This is a genomic window from Pedobacter glucosidilyticus, assembly GCF_002483235.1.
Taxonomy (GTDB): Bacteria; Bacteroidota; Bacteroidia; order Sphingobacteriales; family Sphingobacteriaceae; genus Pseudopedobacter; species Pseudopedobacter glucosidilyticum_B.
Window position 1 is genome coordinate 52605 of record NZ_DLHN01000022.1, and the last position, 21800, is coordinate 74404.

Below are 21800 nucleotides of genomic sequence, written 5' to 3' on the forward strand. Positions count from 1 at the left end.
TGTGGAAATCAAGGCCCAAAAACATCACGAGAATTACATTTTTGGGCAAAAAATGACACAATTTAGCTTTCAGATATTGATTTAAGTTAAGCTGAGCTCTTTTTAATCGAATAAAAAGCCTTTTTATGGGCTCTAATAAAAGAAAATCTTATAAAATAGGTTAATTACCCAAAAAAATTAGAGATTTTGATACATATAGCACATTCAATCTATCTACTATTTGTTTTATATAACTTTATACTATACGCTTGAAGGGTTAGTATGATGATAATTTTTAAAAGCTAAAGTAAATTTACTGGCATTGTTATAACCCATAGTAAAGGCTAAATCTTTAACTTTTATCTTATCTTCTTTCAATAATTTCATCGCTAAATCCATTTGTTTAGCCCTAAACCATTTTAAAGTACTTATTCTAAACCACTGCTTAAATAAGGTTTTAACCTTAGTAGGGGAGGTATTGGTATAATTTGCTAAAAAATTAATCCCCGGAAAATCTTTCAACAAATTGTTCTCTAAATAATCGATGATTTTAATCATGATTAATTTATCTTCTTTAGAAAAATTAATATCTGTTAAATCTTTGGTTATACCATCAAAAAATTCTCCTAATAGGCTTAATGATCTTGACTTAAATAAAAATTTAGCTGATTCTCCTTGACTGATGGACTTGATTCCTAAAAACAATTGTTCAATTTTATACTGGGCATCAACAACCGGATTTTTTATAAATGGGTTGTACTTTAATTCTGAACTAAATAAAACTTTAAGTGGATGGTTATCAGGGAGTTTAGATATAGAAAAATTTCTTTCTAACCAATGCTCATCAAAAGAAAAGCAAATGATAAGATTACTAGAATCTTTATAATGATAAGCATTAAGCTCTTCTCCTGGATGATAAAGCGTCCAAATTTTATCTATCATCGTATGACCATTTAAATTTCCCTTTTTATCATTTTTATCGCTGTAGCTGATGTATGATAAGTTATAGAAACCTTTGGTTACTACTTGATCTTTATTGATGAAAGCTAAATTTGTTTTATAATGGCAATCAGAAATAACAACCCACAATCCCTCTTCAAATTCAAAATAATATAAAGCCCCTTTTAAAAATAATGTATTGGTTTTTAATACTTGCTCATTGGGGTAATGATGCATAAAAGGTAGAGATTTTACCGACTCTACCATTAATTTAGGGTGAGTAAACTGGTATGGAAACTCGAAAAAGCCATTATTATATTTGAAGGCTTTGGCTAAAATTTTCTTTTTCCAATGATTTACAATTTCAAATATATTTTCCAAAATTTTATTGAAATGAAATTAATTTCCTAAGATTAAATAAACGAATAAATGATCAAATCACAAAATTTCAAACTTCAAGTTTTTAAACTTTTCTTATTATCTTTTTTTAGAATTAATTTTTTCTTTTAAATCAATTAATAATTTTATATCGTTCATTATAGCATCAGAATTTGGAATTATTTTATTTGTTGCAGCTATTTTTAAAAAGTATAATAAGTCGCAACATCAATTATTTGTTACATTTTTTAGGAAAATAAACTTATATTTATAATTTTGTAACACAATTTACCACAACTTTATGAGCCAAACATCAGTTTTAAGCAAAAATATTGTTGCCTTTAGAAAACACATGGGGCTAACTCAAGATGCCTTAGCACAATTTCTTGGTGTACAAAGAGAAATGATTAGTTATTTTGAAAGTGGTAGCAGAGAACCTTCTGCAGAGATATTGTTAAAATTAGCAGATCTTTTTGGTTGCGATTTAGAAGACCTTCTAGAAGACAATCCAGAAGCTATTAATACATGCTTAGCTTTCGCATTTAGAGCAGAAGATTTAGCTGTGGAAGATTTAGCTACAATTGCAGAATTTAAAAAAATTGTGAAAAATTATTTAACTCTAAGCAACTTAAAACTTGGCAGCCAGTCCTAATATCATTACAAAAAAAGCAGTTGAATTTAGACAAGAAAACGGTTTAAACAATACAGAACCCATCCTACTTAAAAGTATTTTATTAAGCAATAATGTTCTTACTGTTTACAAACCACTATCCGGAGTATTTTCTGGCATGGCCATTAAAGCAGCTGATAAAAAATTTATATTAATTAATTCTAATCATAGTTTAGGAAAGCAACACTTTACAATTGCTCACGAGCTTTATCACCTATTTAAGCAACCTGATTTTAAATTTCGTTCATGTATTACAGGTAAATTCGATAAATCTGATTTGGAAGAATACAATGCCGATTTATTTGCAGCAGAACTATTACTTCCAGAAGATGGTATTTACAAACAAATACCCGATAATGAATTAAAAAAAGATAAGATTCAGTTACCAACTATCCTTAAACTAGAACAATATTTCTACACTTCAAGGGCGGCTTTACTTTATAGATTAAAAACTCTTAATTTACTGTCAACATCAAAATTTGATGAGTATAGTATAAATATTAAGAGAAGTGCTGTTAACCATGGTTTCGATACTCGTTTATATGAAAAGGGAAATGAGGGTGTAGTTATTGGCCAATATGGGCAATTAGCTAAAGAGCTTTATGATGCAGATGTTATTTCCGAAAGTTTTTATATGTCTTTGATGATGGATATTGGAAAAGATATTTATGCCGACACCTTTGATGAGCCAGAGTCGTAAATACATTTTAGTTGATGCTGATGTACTCAGTCATTTCATGATATCCGGAAATATACTAATATTTCCTAAAATTTTTTCTAATCAAAAAGTGGTTTTAGAAATAGTTGCTGATGAGATTAGAAGGCATCCTAAGTTAAAAGTATACATCAATCAATTGATTCAGCTTAAGCAAATCACAGAAATTCCTTTACCACAAAAACCAGAAATTTTAAAAGAGTTTGCATTACTTAAAAAAACTAAAGGCCCCGGAGAGAGTGCTTGTATGGCTATGGCTCGTTTTTCTAAGGATATTATAGCCTCTAATAATTGGAAAGATATTAAAGCTTATTGTGAAATTCATCAAATTGAATATCTATCTACTATGGATTTCATTTATGAGGCATACCGAAGTAAAATTTTAAGTTTGGCAGAATGCGACTTTATGATATATAACCTTATCACTGCTAAACAACCAGCTAAGTTACCATGTAAAAATCTGGAAGAATACTGTAAAATGAATGGTTTAACGCTCTAGTTCCCTTAACACTAAAAATAAGCCCTCACCTGCAAGCCACCTGTATGAATAGTTCTTACCTCGTTAGACTTTCTTCCTTCATAGGTGAGGTTAAGCTGTATACCATTAGAAATGGTTCTTTGGAAACCGGCAGACCATGTAAGGTTATTGCCAGGCTGTAAACCGTCTAACAATTCGTAGGCAACTGGGGTATTGTTATTGCCTTCAAACTTGTTATTGATGAGATTGATTTGAGCTGTAAAAGTTCCCTTTTTGAGCAGGTTATAACGTACTTCCGAGCCTAAACGAAGGTTTAAAGTTTCTTCGCCACCAAAAGCACTACCATTACTTTGTTTCCTTAAGCCCGAATTTAAGGTGATTTTAAAATCGGTAGTGAATTGGTAGCCAAACTCCGGCTTCAACTCATAAAATGTGATGGCATAATTACGCTCTGCAAAAAGTTCTGAAGTAAAATCTTTAGCTCCGTTTTTAAACTCGATACTAAAATTACTCTTTCTAATAAAGTTCCAACGCAGTCTTAAACCTTGTTCTTGCTGGTTACGACTATCAAAACCGTTGGTAAGTAAAATTTTACTCGCGGTATTTTGGATATTAAAATCAATACCCCAAATAGCATTTAAACGGTTATAAAATAAAGTATTCCTGATGAAAGAATTTAAAGAAACAAGGTCTTGTGCATCAATATTGGTTTGGAAAGGGTTAAATAAAATATTACCATCACCAGCTAAAACTTTCTTATCTATCCTTAATGCAGATATAGAAGAAAACTTAGCCATTAGTTTAGAAAAACCTTCTTTTTTCTTGAAGATACTAGCCGGGTTAAGCCTTAAAGTTTGGTTGATACTGGTAAAATTAGATCGGATAAACTCGTTATTAGGTCTAAAAATACGGATATAGCGGGCTTGGTCCGGAAAACGAGAAATCTCAAACTCGTTTAGCTCTTTGATACCATTACTGTTATAATCATTCCAGGCGTAAATACCCTGCCCAGGCTGCACTTCTAAATAAATAAATTCTCTACGGGGTTCTTGCCCAGTACCTAGCTCATAAAAAGTATTCAAGTTTAAAAAACCTTTAAAAGCATTCAGGTTATAATCTACCCTACCTAAAAGGGTTTCTTCATCGCGGTTTGCGCTATCCAATTTTAGGTAGGTAATGGTACGGTAGCTGGTGTTAATGGTTAAGGTTGATTTCCCTTTTTTATTGAGTTCTAGCTTACCGGTAAAAGTATTGGCTTTGCTAAAAGGCGTAAGTTGGCTGCCCTCTGGTGTATCATCAAAACGGGTAATATAACCTAACTGGAAACCTGTTTTGCTATTGGCTAAAGAACGAACAAAAAAATCGTACTCTCTAAAGTTGAAAGATTGTAGCGTGAGGTTATTACTTAAAGTATTGAAAGTTTTATTAAGCTCTTCTTCGTATCTGGTACCTGTTTCAAAGGTTTTAAAAGCTTTGGTTAGGATGAGTTTTTGCTTGAAAAAATCGCCTTCATCTAGGCCTACATCAGACTGTAAAAGACTGGCATCATAACTAAACTGATATTTCTTAAAAGCAAATCTGGAGTTAATAGCTTGCTGTATAGCACTATAGTTTGCCCCTCTGGTAAAGCTAGATATTTGATATTTCAACTGCTTAGCATCGGTTTTAAACAAACCTAAAGAAAGGGTAGTCCAATGCTCATTCGCTTGTTCTAAGTTGATGCCTCTGAAATTAAAATCGCGGTCAAATTCTACTGGGCGATACCTCTCTAACGGTCTGAAACGCTGGTTTACATACTCATAACTTACCTGTGTGTTTAATTTTAATCCGGTAGAATCATTACCAGCCAATCGATTTTGTTGCTGTAATATAACTTTATAAGCCAAGCCTTTATTATCTGCATTTTGCAAATCAGAAAACAAGTTGACATCGTTATTACTCATCCCAACTTCGGTAAATAAACGCGTTTTTTTTGCGATTTGATAATCAGCGTTAAGCGTTAACAATTGTTGCTTTTTGGGTGTAATTAATAAGGTAACAGGTTCGTAATCTCCTTGCGGGATATTATTAATAGGTGCTACAAATACATAAACCCTACCGTTGGCAGTACTGGCAGCATCAACCCGATAGTTCCCTCGGTTTGCCCCTACAAAAGAAAAACCTACGCGGTACTTTGCCAATTGCGGATTGGTGGAGTAAACATAAACCTGGTTAAAGCCCAATGTATCTACACGGCGGTATAAAATCTCATTCTCATTAAACGTAACCGAATCTATATTAGGAAATAATGCCTGATTGATATTATTACCAATACCGCTTAAAAATTGCTGCTGCTCTTGACTTAAATCTTGTAAAAAAGGACGATTAGGATTGTCTTGTTCCGAGTATAAATTGAAACCAATTTTTAGTTTTTCTGATTTAAAATCCTGATTAACATAGTATAAACTTCTGCCAAAAACCTTATCAGAATACTCAAACTCTACCACAATACGGGTAAAACGGGTAATTAACCTTTTAGTAGTAAAAGTAAGTTCTGAGGTATTATAATCTACAATATAATCGTTATCCTGCCCTCTTAACAGCAATTGACCATCTATAAAAACACGCTCTGTACCCGATAGCACTACAATAAACTGCTCACCATTATTACCGGTTAAACGATATGGCCCTTGGTTACCCTCTATACCATCAAACTGGTTGCGGGCCGAGCGACCTTTGGCCACAGCACCAGCTACCTGCGTATTAAAAAGCTGTCCTTTTTTATTTTTATAGCTGTTTGATACATAAGCACCTTGCGTACGTTTAAAATAATTCATGAAATAACTATCAGGTTTACGCAGCTCGTAATCTCCAGCAATTAAAGTAGTTTCTTTTCGCTTTAGCTGGATAAAAACCCTGTCAAAATCATTAATCTGTTGGGTGTTTCCTTCTGGCTGTATAGGTAAATTATCATCAGAAATGGCGGCAGAAAACTCTATTTCATTATTGAGTTTACCAGCCAACTGCAATACCATATTAGAGTTTACAGATAAATCTTGATTATTACCAAAGCCAATACTTCTAGAAATACTTCCGCTTTTCTCTATTCCCTCAAAATTAAACAGCGTATTATCTTCTTGCTTTGGCCGATAGATAAATGGATTGTTATTGATGACCGCTTCCTCTATTAAACTTGGATTTTTGCGAAAGCTTTTTTGAGTAAGCAAAAGTGGAAAAGTACGATAACTAATAGTTACAGAATCTATAGCTGGCTTCTGCTTCCAAATAAGTAAAGCATTTGGATAGTCTACGCTATAAGTGCTGCTATCTACCAATTGCTCATGAAAAACCTTTAAGGTATGAGGTAAAATACTTAGCGTATCAATGGAAATAGTATCGGTTATTGCTATTTTTTTAGATTGGAAATTACTCTTGAATTGGGCAAAACTATGCTCAGCAGTTAAAAGCAGTATAAAGCCGATGAGTATTTTCTTGATCATTTATTTACCAGAGGCAAGATAATGAAGAAAGATGTTCCTGCATTAATTTGCGTAGTAAAATAGATATTTCCGCCAATATTCTCTATAGCTTGTTTCACAAATGCTAAACCTAAGCCCGTTCCAGAGCTTTTGGTAGTGAAATTTGGTGTAAAAATCTTGCTCCTTAAATCTTCTGGTATACCCGCACCATTATCTTGTACTTTAATTTCTACCTTTTCGGTATAAATCTGGCAGCTGATGTTGATGATACCTGCTTTATTCTCAGGCATCGCTTCAATAGCATTTTTAAGCAAGTTGTTAAAAGAGCGTAGAAGTTGGTCTCTATCTGCCTTTATCCAAAGCTTAGCAAAGTCTTCTTCTTCATAAATGATTTGTACACCTTCCATTTGTTTATAAATATGGATGGCTTGGTTTAAAACATCAACCAATTCAAAAACTTCTAGTTTTAAATCGGGCATTTTGGCAAAGTTAGAAAACTCCGATGCAATACTACTTAAACTGTCTATCTGCTCTAAAGATGATTTGCTAAACTTCTCGAATTTAGCGTCAAACTTCGGATCTTTTTCTTTCCAGGAGCGCTCTAACATTTGTATACCTAAACGGAGCGGTGTAAGCGGATTTTTAATTTCATGTGCCACCTGCTTAGCCATCTCACGCCAGGCGGTTTCTCTTTCAGACTGTGCCAGCTTGTTAGCACTTTCTTCTAGGGCTAATATCATTTTATTATATTCAGAAATCAAGTTTCCTATTTCATCATTTCTGCGCCAAAATATGGGTTTATTTTTTCTGCCAATAACTGTTTTGGCCATGCTTTCCTGTATCAGCGTAAGCGGAGATGTAATCTGATTGGCTACTACAAAAGCAAAGAAACCTATGGCTACAAAAACTAATACATAAATATTTATCAATAAGTTTAAGAAGTTTCCTATCCGTTGGTTAAACTCGTTCTGGTTAGAAAAGTAAGGTAATTGCAAATAGGCTATCACATTATTACTAGCATTTTTTACAGGCATATAGGCAGATTTGTAATTTAAATTGCCAATTCGCTCATCTTGCAACAGTTCTGCCTTTTGTAATAAACGTAATTGTATTAAAGCATGGGCATCCATCCTTTTAGCCTGTATACCTAAATTATAAATACGGGGTTGCGTAGAGTTGATAAGGATACCGTTAATATCATACAAATTTAAATCGGTATTGTACATTTTAGAAAACTCTGTGAAAGACATCATATCTTCCTCAATGTTTAAAGTAGTGTTTCTGTACTTTACCCTGCTTTCAAAAGCTTCTACGATAATTTTTATACGTTCTTTTATCAAATCATCTTGCTGTTCTTTGTATTGGATAGATATGTAAGAGAAAGTGATTAAACCTACGATAACCAAAGAGCTTACAACAGCCATCACTAAAGCTATCTGTATACGGGTTTTATACAACATTTTACCACTGTTGATAAAGAGCCGAAATTTTAGATTGCGGAAATTAAACCTGTGTGTAGTTACAAAAACCCATATCCATTTATAAGAGATAATGAGTAAGCCAAAAACCAAAAGCAAGATAAAGAAGAAAGACAAAGAGGCTATTTCTCTCCAAAAAGTATGATACTCTTTGCTAATCACAATATATTTATGAGGCTCGGGCTGATAAATCATGTGGCTATAATTATCTTTCCTAAGGATTACAAAATCTTTAAGCCTTCCACTAAAATCCTTATTTACAAGATCATATATAAAATTACCTGATTGATAAATCAATTTATTATTTGCATAATAAGCATAAGAATAATCAACATAATCTTCTATAGAAATAAGTTTCCCATCTTTAAATAACTGCGGAAAAGTACCAAACTCTCTAATATCTTTAGACCTTAACTCTATCACCATAGAACCTAACAAAGTGTTTTGTTCCTTTACAGGGATGATAGCAAAATAGTTTTGCAAGCCAAAAGTATTGCTAACTCTGTAAAAATTAGCAGAAACCTTAATAGCACCACTTTCTACCAATGTTTTATAGGTATTTAGCTCTTCCTCATTTTCTTCTAAAGCACTGCCATCGGGCTTAAAAGCAAAAAGCTTAAAATCATATTCGCCCAAATATCCGGTAAGGTAATAGTTTTGAAATCTGGAGTATAAGCGTTTCCTGTAAGCTTCCGGATTTTTGAAATAGAATGATAAAATATCATCTTTAAATATCTCTTCCTCAATTTCTGTAAACAGGATAAGGGCGTGTGGGTCATCTGCCGATTCTAATTTAGTAGCTAACCTTTTGCGGGTTTCCAGCTCTTTGATATTCTCGTATCGGTTAAGTTTGATTGATACAAGCGTAGCTAATATGAGCGTAATTAATACCAAAGCGGGGAAAACAACCTGACCTTTATATTGGTAAACAACCCGGGCAATAACCAGAATTAGCAGAAATATCAGCAATAAAAAAACGGTATTCTCATCAAAAAAAGATTGATATAGGTTAAATCCTATTAAAACCGCCACCATTATAGCTGCTTTAATCTCTAATTTAATGTTGATGTAAGCAGAAAAAGTGATGAGGATAACAACTATCAAATAATAGGTAAGCAGGGTAACTAATAATAAACTGATACCTAAAATGCTCCAACCGTCTAGGTTTACAATATTGGTAACCTTAAAATTAATATTAGAGTTAAATACTAATCCAAAAAATAAATCGGAAAGTAAATTAGAAATTACAGCTATAAAAAATGCAGAATAAATAATAATAGGATAGCCAAACCATGGGTTGTTAATAGGTTTAAATATTTTTTCTTTATAGCTGTACACAAAAATGGTAAACCATAAAGCCAATAAAATATTCAATCCATAATCTGCCAAAGATGGGAAGTAATAATTAGAAGCGTATATTTTGGGGCTAAATAAATCCTGATGATATAAAGCATCCGGAAAATGATATTCTAGCCCCACAAAGCGCAACGCAATAAAAGCAAATAATAGCGCCAAAGAGGCTAGTATAGGGTTACCATCATCTGCATAATGCTTACAAATACTGTTGATAAGCAGGCATAGGGTTAACAAACCAATGGCCCACATCAAAATTTCTATATTGGTATAGGGAATATTGGTAATACCCGCAGTACGTTTGATAGAAAATAAGTAACGGTCTTCCAGATTTCTAATATCTGCTACGTTCTTATCATTGATATCTGCAATACCAATAGTAGGGTCTTTTATGATACTATGACTACTCTGATTATTTAAAAATTGGTTTTTGTAAGGATATTTATCTTTAACAAGGATATAAAAAAGGACACTATAATTTTTATCTTCTTTCTTAACAACTTCGTACCAACCGTTCTGATATTCTACAAATGAGGCCCCTTGTTTAATATTTAGGGCGTAGCTAGCGCTTACTTTATTATCAGACCAAAAAACCAATTGGTCATCTTTAAATACCTGAAAATATATTTGGTTGGAAGTGAAATAATTAATGATATCTAGAGCCTCTGAGGCGTTTTTATTAATACGTTCTAGATTTTTAAAACGTACAGAATCTGCCACATAATCATAAATAAAGAGCTCTTTCTCGCCTAGCTTGTCTGCAATATCATGGGCTACATCTTCTAGGTTTGAAGAACGTGTTGTTGCCCACCTAGCTGTTAATGAGGTTGCAAATAAACCAATGGTAACAATTAATAAAAGCCAGCGTATTTTAGTATTTGTCTTCAATTGGGTTTAAGCTAATTCATCTAATCTTTTAAAGATACTACAAACTTAAAAATCAAGCCAAAAAACAACGGGAAAGTGTTTCTTCCCCGTTATTTAATTATTTTGTGTTTTTTTACACGCTTGCGCTTGATGTACTTACGCTTCTGTCTACTTTTTTTACTAGACCTTGTAAAACATTACCCGGACCAACTTCTATAAACTCAGTACCGCCGTCTTCCAGCATTTTTTGTACCGTTTGCGTCCACTTTACAGAACCTGTAAGTTGTGCAATTAAATTAGCTTTAATAGCCTCTACCTCAGTATAAGGTTTTGCATCAATATTTTGATAAATTGGGCAAATAGGCTCGTTAAACTTTGTGGCTACAATAGCCGCCTCTAACTCTACTCTTGCTGCTTCCATTAATGGCGAGTGGAACGCACCACCAACATTTAATTTTAAAGCCCTCTTAGCGCCTGCTGCGGTTAATAATTCACAAGCTTTATCAATACCAGCAATACTACCAGAAATAACCAATTGCCCTGGGCAGTTATAATTGGCTGGCACCACAATATCGCTTACACGCTGGCAAATATCTTCAACCGTAAAATCATCTAAACCCAAAATTGCCGCCATGGTAGATGGTTGTAACTCGCAAGCTTTTTGCATAGCATTGGCTCTGGCTGCAACTAATTTCAAACCGTCTTCAAAAGATAGCGCTCCGGCTGATACTAAAGCAGAAAACTCACCCAAAGAATGCCCAGCAACCATATCAGGTTTAAAATCATCACCTAAAACCTTTGCCAATATAACCGAATGTAAAAAAATAGCAGGTTGTGTAACATTGGTTTGTTTTAAATCTTCATCGGTACCGTTAAACATCACATCTGTGATTCTGAAACCTAAAATTTCATTTGCTTTTTCAAACAAGTCTTTCGCTTGCGCTGATGTTTCATAAAGGTCTTTACCCATCCCTACAAACTGCGCACCCTGACCAGGAAAAATATATGCTCTCATTGTTTTATTTGGTTTAAAATATAATTAGCATGTTGTAAAAAGGCTTCGACTCTGCTCAGCCTAACAAAACAGCGTATGTTTAAAATTTTATTATTTAAGATAAATTTGCAGCTATCAGCCTTAAAAACTCAGACCGTGTTTTTTCTATAATAAACTGCCCTGTAAAAGCCGATGTTGTAGTAACAGAATTTTGTTTTTGTATACCTCGCATACTCATACACATGTGTTTACACTCCATCACCACGGCAACACCCGCAGGTTTTAAGGTATCTTGTATACAATCTCTAATCTCGTTGGTTAACCTTTCTTGTACTTGTAACCTTCTTGCAAAAATATCTACCACTCTAGGTATTTTACTTAAGCCAACAATATGTCCGTTAGGGATATAAGCAATATGCGCTTTGCCAAAGAAAGGTAACATATGATGCTCACACATGGAGTATACTTCTATATCTTTTACGATAACCATTTGGCTATAATCTTCCTGAAACATGGCAGAACGTAAAACTTCTGCTGCATCTAAATCATAACCGTGGGTTAAAAACTGTAAAGCTTTAGCCACACGCTCTGGTGTTTTTAGCAAGCCTTCCCTTTGTGGGTTTTCGCCTATTTCAGAAAGTATTTCTGCATAGTTGGCTGCTATTTTATTGATTTTTTTACTGTTATAACGGTCTATCTTAGCGTAGCCATTTTCTTCAGCAAAATCATCATGTTGGTTATCAAGACTCATAAGGATGTATTAATCGCCAAAATACTCAACGTAATTATTGGCTGTTTCATAAAGTTTTATGCTATGCAATTGCGCTCCTCTGGCAGCAATATGAGGTGCTAGTTGTTTCCAGATTTCTATGGCTAAAACCTCTGTAGATGCCATTTTACCTTTCATAAAATCAACATCTAAATTTAAGTTTCTATGGTCTAGCTTATCAATTACATTTACTAAAATAATATCTTTTAGTTCTTTTAAATCAATCACAAAACCCGTATCAGGATTAATATTACCTTTTATAGTAACATATAAATCATAATTATGGCCATGCCAGTTAGCATTTGCGCATCTACCAAAAAGCTCTTCGTTTTTCTCTTTGCTCCAATCCTCGCGATAAAGTTTATGGGCAGCATTAAAATGCTCTTTTCTTGTAATGTAAATCATTTTTGCCTAAATAATGCCGCAAATATACGTAAAGCATTTACAAGGATAATAAACACTTTAAATCATTGTGTGTAAATTTGTTGAATGAAGATACTCATTGTAGTTGCAACCTATCAAGAAATAGCACCATTATTTAAAAAATTAGGCATCCCCGAAAAGGGTTTAAGCTTTACTTACCAAGCCCATGAGATTGATATTTTGGTTACTGGTGTGGGTATGGTGGCAACCGCTTATGCGCTAGGCAAAGCGCTAAAAAGCCAAACTTATGACATGGCCATAAACGCCGGTATAGCAGGTAGCTTTAGTAAACGCATAGCTATTGGCGAAGTGGTACAGGTTAAAAAAGACATTTTAGCCGAGCTTGGCGCTGAGGATGATGAAGAGTTTTTAAGCCTAGAGGAAATGCAACTGGGAGAGGTTGAGTTTTTAGAACAATTACATGACAGCTTCCAAACCGATTTAAAAAAGGTAACAGCCATTACCGTTAATAAAGTACATGGCAATGAAGATAGTATTGAGGATGTAAAAGAACGTTTATTCCCTCAAACAGAAAGTATGGAGGGCGCAGCTTTCTTTTACGCTTGCGAAGAAGCAGGTGTGGCTGGTATGCAGGTGAGAGCCATTTCTAATTATGTAGAAAAAAGAAATAAAGCAAACTGGAACATCCCTTTAGCTGTTAAGAATTTAAATGAATGGCTAAGTACATACTTAAAAAATTTATCACAAAATAGTATAGAGTGAAGTATAAGTAATAAGTGAAATCATTGTCTTTCTAAGGCTGATATAGAATACAAATCAATATTAAAAACATGTTCAGGTTTTAGATAGTCTAGCCCCAGTATTAACAACCGTTTACGCCTAATTCCGCCTTGGCGGTTGCGGCAGATTCAGAACTAGCCTCAGCAGAAACTTTAGAAGCAAGCGGCGCAGCGGAGAGTTTTTGGTTACTTTTTGCGGAAAAAAGTAACTTGACATGGCCGGTCAAGAGGCCGGAAAGCCAGAGCGTGAATGCCTGATTTTAAAATATACATAAATAAGGCTTTCACTCCGTTTGACAAAAAATAGCGTTAAATTAAATCCTTTTTGAGTGATAATTTTTAAAATACCAAACACATGAAACTAAGCTTAGGCTTCTCGCCCTGCCCTAATGATACTTTTATTTTTGATGCCCTTATCCATAAAAAAATAGATACCGAAGGCTTAGATTTTGAGGTTTCTTATGATGATGTTGAAACATTAAACCAGAAAGCTTTTAACCAGCAGTTGGATATTACCAAACTAAGCTACCATGCTTTTGCTTACGCTTTAGAAAATTACGTTTTGCTTGATGCTGGCAGTGCCCTAGGTTTTGGTGTAGGCCCTTTATTAATTGCTAACCAAGATTTTGATGAAAGCCTTATCCAACAAAAGCCAGATTTATTGAAAGTTGGTATCCCAGGAAAATATACTACGGCTAACTTTTTATTGGGCGTTGCTTATCCACAACTACAAAACAAACAAGAAATTGTATTCTCGCAAATAGAGCAAAAACTATTAAATAGAGAAATAGATTTAGGCCTTATTATTCATGAAAACCGCTTTACTTATCATGAAAAAGGTTTAAAAAAAATCATGGATTTAGGCGATTATTGGGAGAAGACCACCCAATCAGCCATTCCTTTAGGTGGTATTGTGATTAAACGTTCTTTACCAGAGGAAGTAAAACTAAAGGTTAACCGTTTGATAAGAAAATCTGTAGAATTTGCTTTTGCAAATCCGAAATCTGGCTTGGATTATATACGCTCTCACGCCCAGGAAATGAGTGAGGAAGTGATGTATAAACACATCTCTTTATATGTAAACCAATATTCGGTTGATTTAGGTGCAGAAGGTCGTAAAGCTATTCAGCAGCTTTTTCAAACGGCGCAGGATAAAAGAATCATTCCAAATTATAATAAGTCTATTTTTTTAACCTGATATAGATTTTGCTTATATCCTTATCATTATTATCGCTTTTTACTATAAAGTTATTATGACGAAATTTGATATACCAAAAAAGATATCATGCAGCAAGAACATCACATCAGCATAAAACATATTTCTTTAGCAAAAGAAGCTAAAGCTGATGAAATGGTAGAGAAGGAAATACAGGGTATTTGGCCTTTTTCTTTAATCTGGCAAATGCTTCGTGATAACTGGTAAAAAACAGAAAATTACTGTCAATAATTTAAGGGAGAAGTGCTTAAAGGATAGTGTTTATTCAGGTGCCGTGAGATTTTGTTGTTGTGAGAATAGAGGTAGTAAAGAGAGAGAGCATAAACACGAAAAGAAAATAATTATTGATGGTTATTGATAGGTGTTTACACCGAGAAGGGATGGTTTTAAAATCATCCCTTTTTTTATAAATCTTCTTTTAACTTCTCAAACCTTTTGATACTTAACCTTGAGCTGATAAAAGCGGCGATAAAAGAGATCGTAAACACAGTCATAAATACCAAAAAGAAGTCTGCAATTTTAAGCTTTACAGGATAAGCATCTATCAATAAATTGGCTTGCCCCATGCTAATTAAACCAAACTCCTGCTGTAGCAAACAAAATGCTAAACCTGCTAAAAGACCTAAAAAACAACCCAACATGGCTATCATCAAACCTTCATAAAGAAATATTCTACTGATCATGGTTTTTGATGCGCCTAAACTATTTAAAATGGCTATATCTCTTCTTTTATCTATCACAAGCATGGTTAAAGAACCAATAATGTTAAAAATAGCGATAACCAGTATAAAAGTTAGGATGAGATAGATAGCCCATTTTTCTGAGTTTAAGATTTTATAAAGTAAGGCATTTTGCTGTATACGGTTTTTCACAATAAAAGCACTTCCTAAGTTTTTTTCCAAGTACTTTTTAAAAGTCTCTACCTGTTCTTCATCTTTTAGAAAAATCTCTATAGCAGATACATTTTTAGCTTCTTGCAATAAAGTACGGGCAGTCTCTATGGGCACAATAACCATATCGCTTTCTTCTTGTTGCGTTTGAAAAACACCCACGGGCTGTAAATAAGCTGCCACAAACTCATCTACAGGGGTAAATGCACTTTGTGTACCTTTTTTAGGCGAATATATTTCTAATCTCTTTAATGGGTTATTGATATTTACTCCTAAAACATATTGTACCGTAGCCCCAATAACCACTAACTGTTGGGAAGAATCTCCTAAAACAAATTCGCCCTGTACCAAAGAAGAATCCAGAAGGTTATTCTTTAAAAAATCTTTACTTACCCCTTTTACTTTGCCTATAAACTGTAAATCATCATACCTCAATAAAGCTTTTTCTTGTAAAACTTGGGTATAAGAAAAAATCTGAGCGTTGGTTTCTAATTGTTTAAAGAAAGGTGTTTCAGGGTCGAAACTTTTGCCTTTAACAGCTTCTACTTTTAGATGTGGCGAGTAGCTATCATACATAGATAAAACCAAGCCTTCAAAACCATTAAATACTGATAAAATGATGATTAAAGCTGCGCTACCAATAAATACACCCAGCATAGAAATACCGGATATCATATTGATAGCATTGGTAGATTTCTTAGAGAATAAATACCGCTTAGCTATGTAGAATGATGCATTCACCTATTAAAAAAAGGATTATACTGTTTCTCATAACCCACTGTAGTTTCTGGGCCATGCCCTGGGTAAACTACAATATCATCTGGCAAGGTAAATACCTTGTTTTGAATACTGTTGATGAGGGTTTGATAATCTCCTCCGGGTAAATCTGTACGACCAATGCTTCCTCTAAACAACACATCGCCGCCTATCATAAATTTATCTGCTCTGCTTAAGAAGCAAAGGTGTGCCGGCGAGTGCCCAGGGGCAAAAACTAATTCTAGGCTGCTGCTCCCAAAGTTTACAAAGCCCGTTTCTGGCAAAAAAACTTCTGGCTCTGGCGATAGCTCGTACCTAAAACCCTGTTGTGGCGCATAAGCAGGTACTGCCTGTAATACTGGAAGCTCGCCTTTATGAAATTGTGGCTTTAAACCATAATAATCAAAAATGAATTTATTGCCCAAAACATGGTCTATATGGCAATGGGTGTTGAGGAATAAAACTGGTTTTAAACCTTCTTCCTTGATAAAGTTTACCACCTCGTTTTGCTCGGCAGCGGTATACATACCAGGGTCTATAATCACACATTCTTTAGTTTCATCATAAAGAATGTAGCTGTTTTCCTGATAAGGATTGTTTACAAAAATTTGTATCTGAATCATATTATTGCTTTATCCAAGCTGTTACATCATTAATTAAAACGGCATCAACATTAGCCACTTGTTGGTATTGGCTGGCGGTACCTTTTTCAGAAACAAAACTAAATAAATGATTAAGCATGGGGTAAAATTTAAAGCTAACGTTTTTCTTATTTTTCAATGCCTTTTGCCATTCGTTATAGTCTGTAGTACTCACCTGAAAATCATTTCCACCTTGTATCACCAATACTTTGGTCTTCAATTTTTTTGCCGTTTCTACTTGGTTTAGGTTATTGATATCTAGCCAATAAGAAACAGGTAGACCAAGCATCACCGAATCGGCAGGTAAAACCCCTGCTTTTAAGTTGGCTACTTGCTGTATATCTTTTAAAGCTTTATCTAAACTAGCTCTAGTAGCTTTTGTAGTATCCTTGCTTTGCTCAAACAAGTATTTATTTTGCTCGCTAATAATATCGGTAAACTTTCTTGCTGGTGTTGCTGCTAAGATAATACCTTTTACATCTGGGTTTTGGGTAGCCAAACGTGGTGCTACCATACCGCCCAAACTATGTCCAAAAATGTAAAGCTGTGTTTTATCTATTTCTGGAAGAGTTTTAGCAAAGGTTAAAGCTGCCTCGGCATCTTCAACGGTTTCTTCCTTTAAGGTAAAAGATTTTGAAAATTCTTGTGGATATAAAGTGGTGCGTTTTACATACCTGATACTGGCTATCCCTTGTGAAGCCAAACCAAGTGCTAAATCTTTAAAAGGCTTTTGTGCGCCAACGCTTTCATCCATATCTGCCGGACCAGAACCATGCACCAATATCACCACAGGGAAATTTTCTCCTGTTTTTGGTTTTGTTAAGATACCGGGAAGCTCATGTGTGCCAGATTTAATGGTGATAAATTCTTCTTTATAGCTAGCAGTATCTGCGTAAGCGGGTAATTTATATGTTGGGATATTTGGCTTTGCAGCTATAAAAAAGCCAATCAGTTTTTGATCTTTATTAAATACAAACTGAAAAGGCTGACTACCTTTTTCAAAAGAACAATTTAAAATTACAGACTGAAAATCATCCTGACTACGGTTTTCTGCGCCATCAATAGAAGTTAAATTACCCATACGGGCTGTAATTTGTTTCCAAACGGCGCCTAAGGTTGCTGGTGGAACTTTCGCTTTCAAACTATCGGCAAAAAAACCTTGAGCTTCTTCAAATTTTCCCTGATTTAGCTTATCAAAAAAATCGCTCGCATTGTTCATGTAGCCAATTAACCCTTGTGCAAAAACACCTGTACTACATAATAGCGTTAATAGCAATAATTTAAATCTTCTCATTTATTGTTGAACGTTTAATTTTTTGTATTAATCCTCTTCCTGCTCGTAAATCTCATCTGTGAGTTGTTGCATTTTCTTCCTGTATGCAGGATGATCTGTTTTATACTCTTTATACAATAACTCGTAAATTTTAAGCTTATTACCATAGTATTTGAAGAACTGTTTTGCATCTTTTTCTTCTTCTGATGGTAAAGGAGTATTCTTTAATTCCTTCAGCACTATTTCATTCTTTCTTATGACAGGAATCATCCTGGTTTCTAGCAAGACAATCCGCTCGGCTTTTGTGAGCGTATCATAATCAGAAGCGTAAAAGTAAGAAGAAATAAGGTTTAAGTCGACCATCATTTTATCTTTTGATTTTCTGAAGGCTTCCAAATCATATTTAGGCATAAAAAACACCCAAGATGATACTGCCAAAAGTATCAATACATAACTTACCGTTCTTATAAAATAGCGTTTAGTGCGCTCTGCCTTGGTATAAGCCCAATACGAGAAAAGCCCGAAGATGTAACCAGAAATAAAACCTCCAAAATGGGCCGCATGGTCTATCCCTTCTCCGCTAGGCCATAAGGTAATGATGCTTATTAATACTGTACTTATCAAAAATGCGGTTCTGGCCTTAGCATCAAAAAAGTTGGTACTTAAATAAGCTAAAAAAACACCAAACATGCCCATAATGGCTCCAGAAGCGCCTACCCCCATTTCCTCGTACCTAAAACCAATAGAGGTAATGCTTGCGCAGATACCTGTCATGAGGTATAAACCTAAGAAGTTCCATTTGCCAACCCTGCCTTCTATGATAGCACCGATATAGGCTAAAAAAATCATATTAAAAAAGATATGACCAAAAGAACCATGAGAGAAACAGGCGGTAAATAATCGCCAGTATTCTCCATTCAGAACCAAATTACGCTCTATACCGCCAAATACTATTTTCGAGAAAGCCGCACTTTTCTCTGGAATATCTTCGACCCCTTTTTTATTGAGCGAAAACACATAAGCAGAAAAAATAATACGTTGCAAAATGAAAACTAGGCAGTTAACAGCTATCAATACAGGTGTTACCTGATAGTTTTTGCTAGGAATAAATATGGTGCCTAAATGGGTAAACTTATCTTTAGCACCCAGCGGTGTATAAGACAAATTTATGCCCGGATGCTGGTAAAAACTATCTTTAAACCTTTGGATATTCCCTTCTATATCTGTTTGGATATGGAAAGCACAATACTCAATCTCGGTAATCAGTAAGTCTATATTTTTTTCGTTTTTACCGTAATCATACAAAAAGGCTTGATAACCTACGCATTCGCTTTTGAGATAAGCTACTTCATTTTCTATAACTACGGTAATCTGCTCTGAATAGGATTCCCATGAAATGGGTGTATAAGCTATTAATCCTTTATCATCGGCATAGCTTACCTTCCAATTTAAATTTTCAAAAGCATTAAAAACTATTGCTAAATACTTATCGGTTCCAAAACCATGCAATGGAACTTGTGCTGTTTTTTTAGGTGAAATGCCCCAGGCCATATCCTAAGATAGAAAGCTTCTGAAAATAAAAAAAGTATTGGCTATAATTAGTGTATTTTAATACAAAAAAGGCAAAAAAAACAGCGTCTTTAAGAAAAAGACGCTGCTCATAAATATTTAGAAAATCAGTAATAACGCTTATTTAACTACCTGATAACTAAGCCCCATGTTTTGGAACATGAAAGCCCATTTATCTGCTTGTTCTTCTATAATTTTTGAAGTTGGTTTACCAGCGCCATGTCCGGCATTCGTCTCAATCCTAATTAAAACGGGTGCCGTACCCTTATGGTATTCTTGTAAACGAGCAGCAAACTTAAACGAGTGTGCGGGTACTACACGGTCATCATGGTCTGCAGTACTTACCATAGTTGCAGGGTAGGATGTTCCTGCTTTTAATGCGCTGTAAGGAGAATATTTATTTAGATAATCAAACATCTCTTTAGAATCGTTTGCTGTACCATAATCATAAGCCCAACCAGCGCCAGCCGTAAATTGATGATAGCGTAACATATCTAAAACACCAACAGCCGGGAAAGCAACTTTAAACAAGTCTGGTCTTTGTGTCATACAAGCACCAACCAACAACCCGCCATTAGAGCCCCCAGAAATAGCTAAATAATCTGTAGAAGTATATTTTTGATCTATGAGGTATTGCGCTGCTGCAATAAAATCATCAAAAACATTTTGCTTTTGCATTTTAGTACCTGCAATATGCCATTTCTCGCCATACTCGCCACCACCACGTAAATTTGGTACTGCATAAATTCCACCTTGCTCTAATAAAATAATATTTGCGGTACTAAATGCCGGTGTTAGACTCACACTAAATCCTCCGTAACCGTACAAAAGTGTTGGGTTTTTGCCGTTGAGCTCAACACCTTTTTTGTAAGTGATAATCATAGGTACTTTTGTGCCATCTTTAGAAGTGTAAAAAACTTGTTTAGACTCGTATAAAGAAGGGTCAAATTTCACAGCAGATGCTTTATAAACTTCTGATTTACCGCTTTTAATATGGTATTTAAATATCGTTGGCGGATAGATGTAAGAAGTAAAAGTAAAGTATAATTCATCCTCTGTTTCTTTAGCGCCAAAACCAGAAGCAGTACCTACACCAGGTAATTCTATTTCTTTCTCTTTCTTACCATCCATGCTAAATTGTACTACATAAGAAGTTGCGTCTTTAAGATAGTTAGCAAAAATTTTTCCGCCTCCTGTACCAGCACTCAATACATTTTGGGTTTCAGGAATCAAATCTTTCCAGTTTTTAGGACTTGCATTGGCAGCATTAACTGTTATTACTTTATAATTTGGAGCATTTAAATTGGTTTGGATGTATAAAACATCCCCTTTATTGCCAATTACTTGATGCTCATTGTCAAAATTATCAACCACCTTAACAATGGCGCTGTTAGGTTTGCTTAAGTCTTGTATATAAAGCTCGTTACCAGTGGTAGAGTTTGCAGCAGAAATGATTAAGAAGCGTTCATCTTCTGTAAGGTTTGCACCGATATATCTTCTTGGGGTTTGGTTACCGCCAAAAAGTAAAACATCTTCTTTTTGCGAAGTACCAAGTTTATGAAAATACAATTTATGGTATTGGGTTAAACCCGATAATTGACTTCCGGCTACAGGTTTATCATAACTGCTATAGTAGAAACCTTCATTTCCTTTCCATGCCAAGCCCGAGAATTTAACATCTATCAATGTATCGCCAACAATCACCTTATCTTGTGTTTTAAGAACTACAACTTTGCGCCAGTCTGAGCCACCTTCAGATATTTGGTAAGCCGCTAAACTACCATCTTTAGAAAAACTTATTCCTGCTAAAGAGCTGGTACCATCGGCAGAGAATTTATTAGGGTCTAGAAATACTTCAGGTTCTTTTCCATCAGCTTGACGGTATAAAACAGCTTGATTTTGTAAGCCATCGTTTTTATAGAAATAAGTATAAACACCTTCTTTAAACGGGGCCGAGAATTTTTCGTAATTCCAAAGCTCTGATAAGCGATTTTTAATTTCTTCTCTGTATGGAATTTGTGCTAAATAGTTCTGTGTAACTTTATTTTGGGCTTGTACCCAGGCTTTAGTCTCGGCCGATACATCATCCTCTAACCAACGGTATGGGTCTTCTACGATGGTTCCAAAATAATCGTTTTTTACACTTTCTTTTTTGGTATCTGGATAAGCTAATACATTTATTTTTTCTGCCGGGGCTATCATATCATTTTGTTT

General features: G+C 34.6%; 17 protein-coding genes. 6 read left to right on the forward strand and 11 right to left on the reverse strand.

The window, feature by feature from the left end; genetic code table 11:
• Positions 1-240: 240 nt before the first annotated feature.
• On the reverse strand, positions 241-1299 hold the full coding sequence (locus B2745_RS08250; protein WP_304065247.1) for a helix-turn-helix domain-containing protein: 1059 nt from the start codon (positions 1297-1299) through the stop codon (positions 241-243).
• Positions 1300-1597: 298 nt separating this feature from the next.
• Between B2745_RS08250 and B2745_RS08255 the strand changes: the two genes are divergently transcribed.
• The 3 genes from B2745_RS08255 to B2745_RS08265 are packed head-to-tail and all read left to right on the forward strand — an operon-like array spanning position 1598 to position 3180.
• The gene (locus B2745_RS08255; RefSeq protein ID WP_304065250.1) at positions 1598-1948 is read left to right on the forward strand and encodes a helix-turn-helix domain-containing protein; all 351 of its coding nucleotides are present in this window, start codon (positions 1598-1600) and stop codon (positions 1946-1948) included.
• A complete protein-coding gene (locus B2745_RS08260) occupies positions 1932-2666 on the forward strand; it encodes an ImmA/IrrE family metallo-endopeptidase (RefSeq protein WP_304065253.1) in 735 nt (244 codons plus the stop codon). Before B2745_RS08255 ends, B2745_RS08260 begins: the two co-directional genes overlap by 17 nt.
• Complete coding sequence (locus tag B2745_RS08265) at positions 2650-3180, forward strand: hypothetical protein (RefSeq protein WP_304065255.1); 531 nt, start codon at positions 2650-2652, stop codon at positions 3178-3180. Before B2745_RS08260 ends, B2745_RS08265 begins: the two co-directional genes overlap by 17 nt.
• A gap of 11 nt (positions 3181-3191) precedes the next feature.
• Here B2745_RS08265 and B2745_RS08270 read toward each other — a convergent pair whose 3' ends face one another.
• The 5 genes from B2745_RS08270 to B2745_RS08290 all read right to left on the reverse strand — a co-directional run bounded on the left by B2745_RS08270 (position 3192) and on the right by B2745_RS08290 (position 12483).
• Positions 3192-6638: a hypothetical protein gene (locus tag B2745_RS08270; protein WP_304065256.1), complete on the reverse strand. Its 3447-nt coding sequence runs from the start codon at positions 6636-6638 to the stop codon at positions 3192-3194.
• Complete coding sequence (locus B2745_RS08275) at positions 6635-10336, reverse strand: sensor histidine kinase (RefSeq protein ID WP_304065258.1); 3702 nt, start codon at positions 10334-10336, stop codon at positions 6635-6637. Before B2745_RS08275 ends, B2745_RS08270 begins: the two co-directional genes overlap by 4 nt.
• 112 nt (positions 10337-10448) lie before the next feature.
• Positions 10449-11330 carry an ACP S-malonyltransferase gene (gene fabD / locus B2745_RS08280; protein ID WP_304065260.1) on the reverse strand — a complete coding sequence of 294 codons (882 nt, stop codon included), beginning with the start codon at positions 11328-11330 and terminating at the stop codon, positions 10449-10451.
• A 94-nt stretch (positions 11331-11424) separates the two neighbouring features.
• Positions 11425-12060: a GTP cyclohydrolase I FolE gene (gene folE, locus B2745_RS08285; RefSeq protein WP_304065262.1), complete on the reverse strand. Its 636-nt coding sequence runs from the start codon at positions 12058-12060 to the stop codon at positions 11425-11427.
• Positions 12061-12069: 9 nt separating this feature from the next.
• On the reverse strand, positions 12070-12483 hold the full coding sequence (locus B2745_RS08290; protein ID WP_304065265.1) for a 6-pyruvoyl trahydropterin synthase family protein: 414 nt from the start codon (positions 12481-12483) through the stop codon (positions 12070-12072).
• Between the two features lie 84 nt (positions 12484-12567).
• Between B2745_RS08290 and mqnB the strand changes: the two genes are divergently transcribed.
• The 3 genes from mqnB to B2745_RS08305 all read left to right on the forward strand — a co-directional run bounded on the left by mqnB (position 12568) and on the right by B2745_RS08305 (position 14664).
• Positions 12568-13224, forward strand: a complete 657-nt coding sequence (gene mqnB, locus B2745_RS08295; protein ID WP_304065266.1) for a futalosine hydrolase — start codon at positions 12568-12570, stop codon at positions 13222-13224.
• Between the two features lie 372 nt (positions 13225-13596).
• Complete coding sequence (locus tag B2745_RS08300; RefSeq protein WP_304065268.1) at positions 13597-14439, forward strand: menaquinone biosynthesis family protein; 843 nt, start codon at positions 13597-13599, stop codon at positions 14437-14439.
• A gap of 87 nt (positions 14440-14526) precedes the next feature.
• On the forward strand, positions 14527-14664 hold the full coding sequence (locus B2745_RS08305) for a hypothetical protein (RefSeq protein ID WP_155977898.1): 138 nt from the start codon (positions 14527-14529) through the stop codon (positions 14662-14664).
• Between the two features lie 197 nt (positions 14665-14861).
• On the opposite strand, the gene B2745_RS08310 is transcribed toward B2745_RS08305, so the two are convergent.
• The 5 genes from B2745_RS08310 to B2745_RS08330 form a co-directional block, all read right to left on the reverse strand.
• Positions 14862-16088: an FtsX-like permease family protein gene (locus B2745_RS08310; protein ID WP_304065269.1), complete on the reverse strand. Its 1227-nt coding sequence runs from the start codon at positions 16086-16088 to the stop codon at positions 14862-14864.
• Complete coding sequence (locus tag B2745_RS08315; RefSeq protein ID WP_304065271.1) at positions 16085-16726, reverse strand: MBL fold metallo-hydrolase; 642 nt, start codon at positions 16724-16726, stop codon at positions 16085-16087. Before B2745_RS08315 ends, B2745_RS08310 begins: the two co-directional genes overlap by 4 nt.
• Before the next feature lies 1 nt (position 16727).
• Positions 16728-18038, reverse strand: coding sequence for an alpha/beta hydrolase (locus B2745_RS08320; protein ID WP_304065273.1), 1311 nt, complete (start codon positions 18036-18038; stop codon positions 16728-16730).
• A gap of 27 nt (positions 18039-18065) precedes the next feature.
• Complete coding sequence (locus B2745_RS08325; protein ID WP_304065275.1) at positions 18066-19568, reverse strand: rhomboid family intramembrane serine protease; 1503 nt, start codon at positions 19566-19568, stop codon at positions 18066-18068.
• A gap of 138 nt (positions 19569-19706) precedes the next feature.
• On the reverse strand, positions 19707-21788 hold the full coding sequence (locus tag B2745_RS08330; protein WP_304065507.1) for a prolyl oligopeptidase family serine peptidase: 2082 nt from the start codon (positions 21786-21788) through the stop codon (positions 19707-19709).
• Positions 21789-21800: the final 12 nt, after the last annotated feature.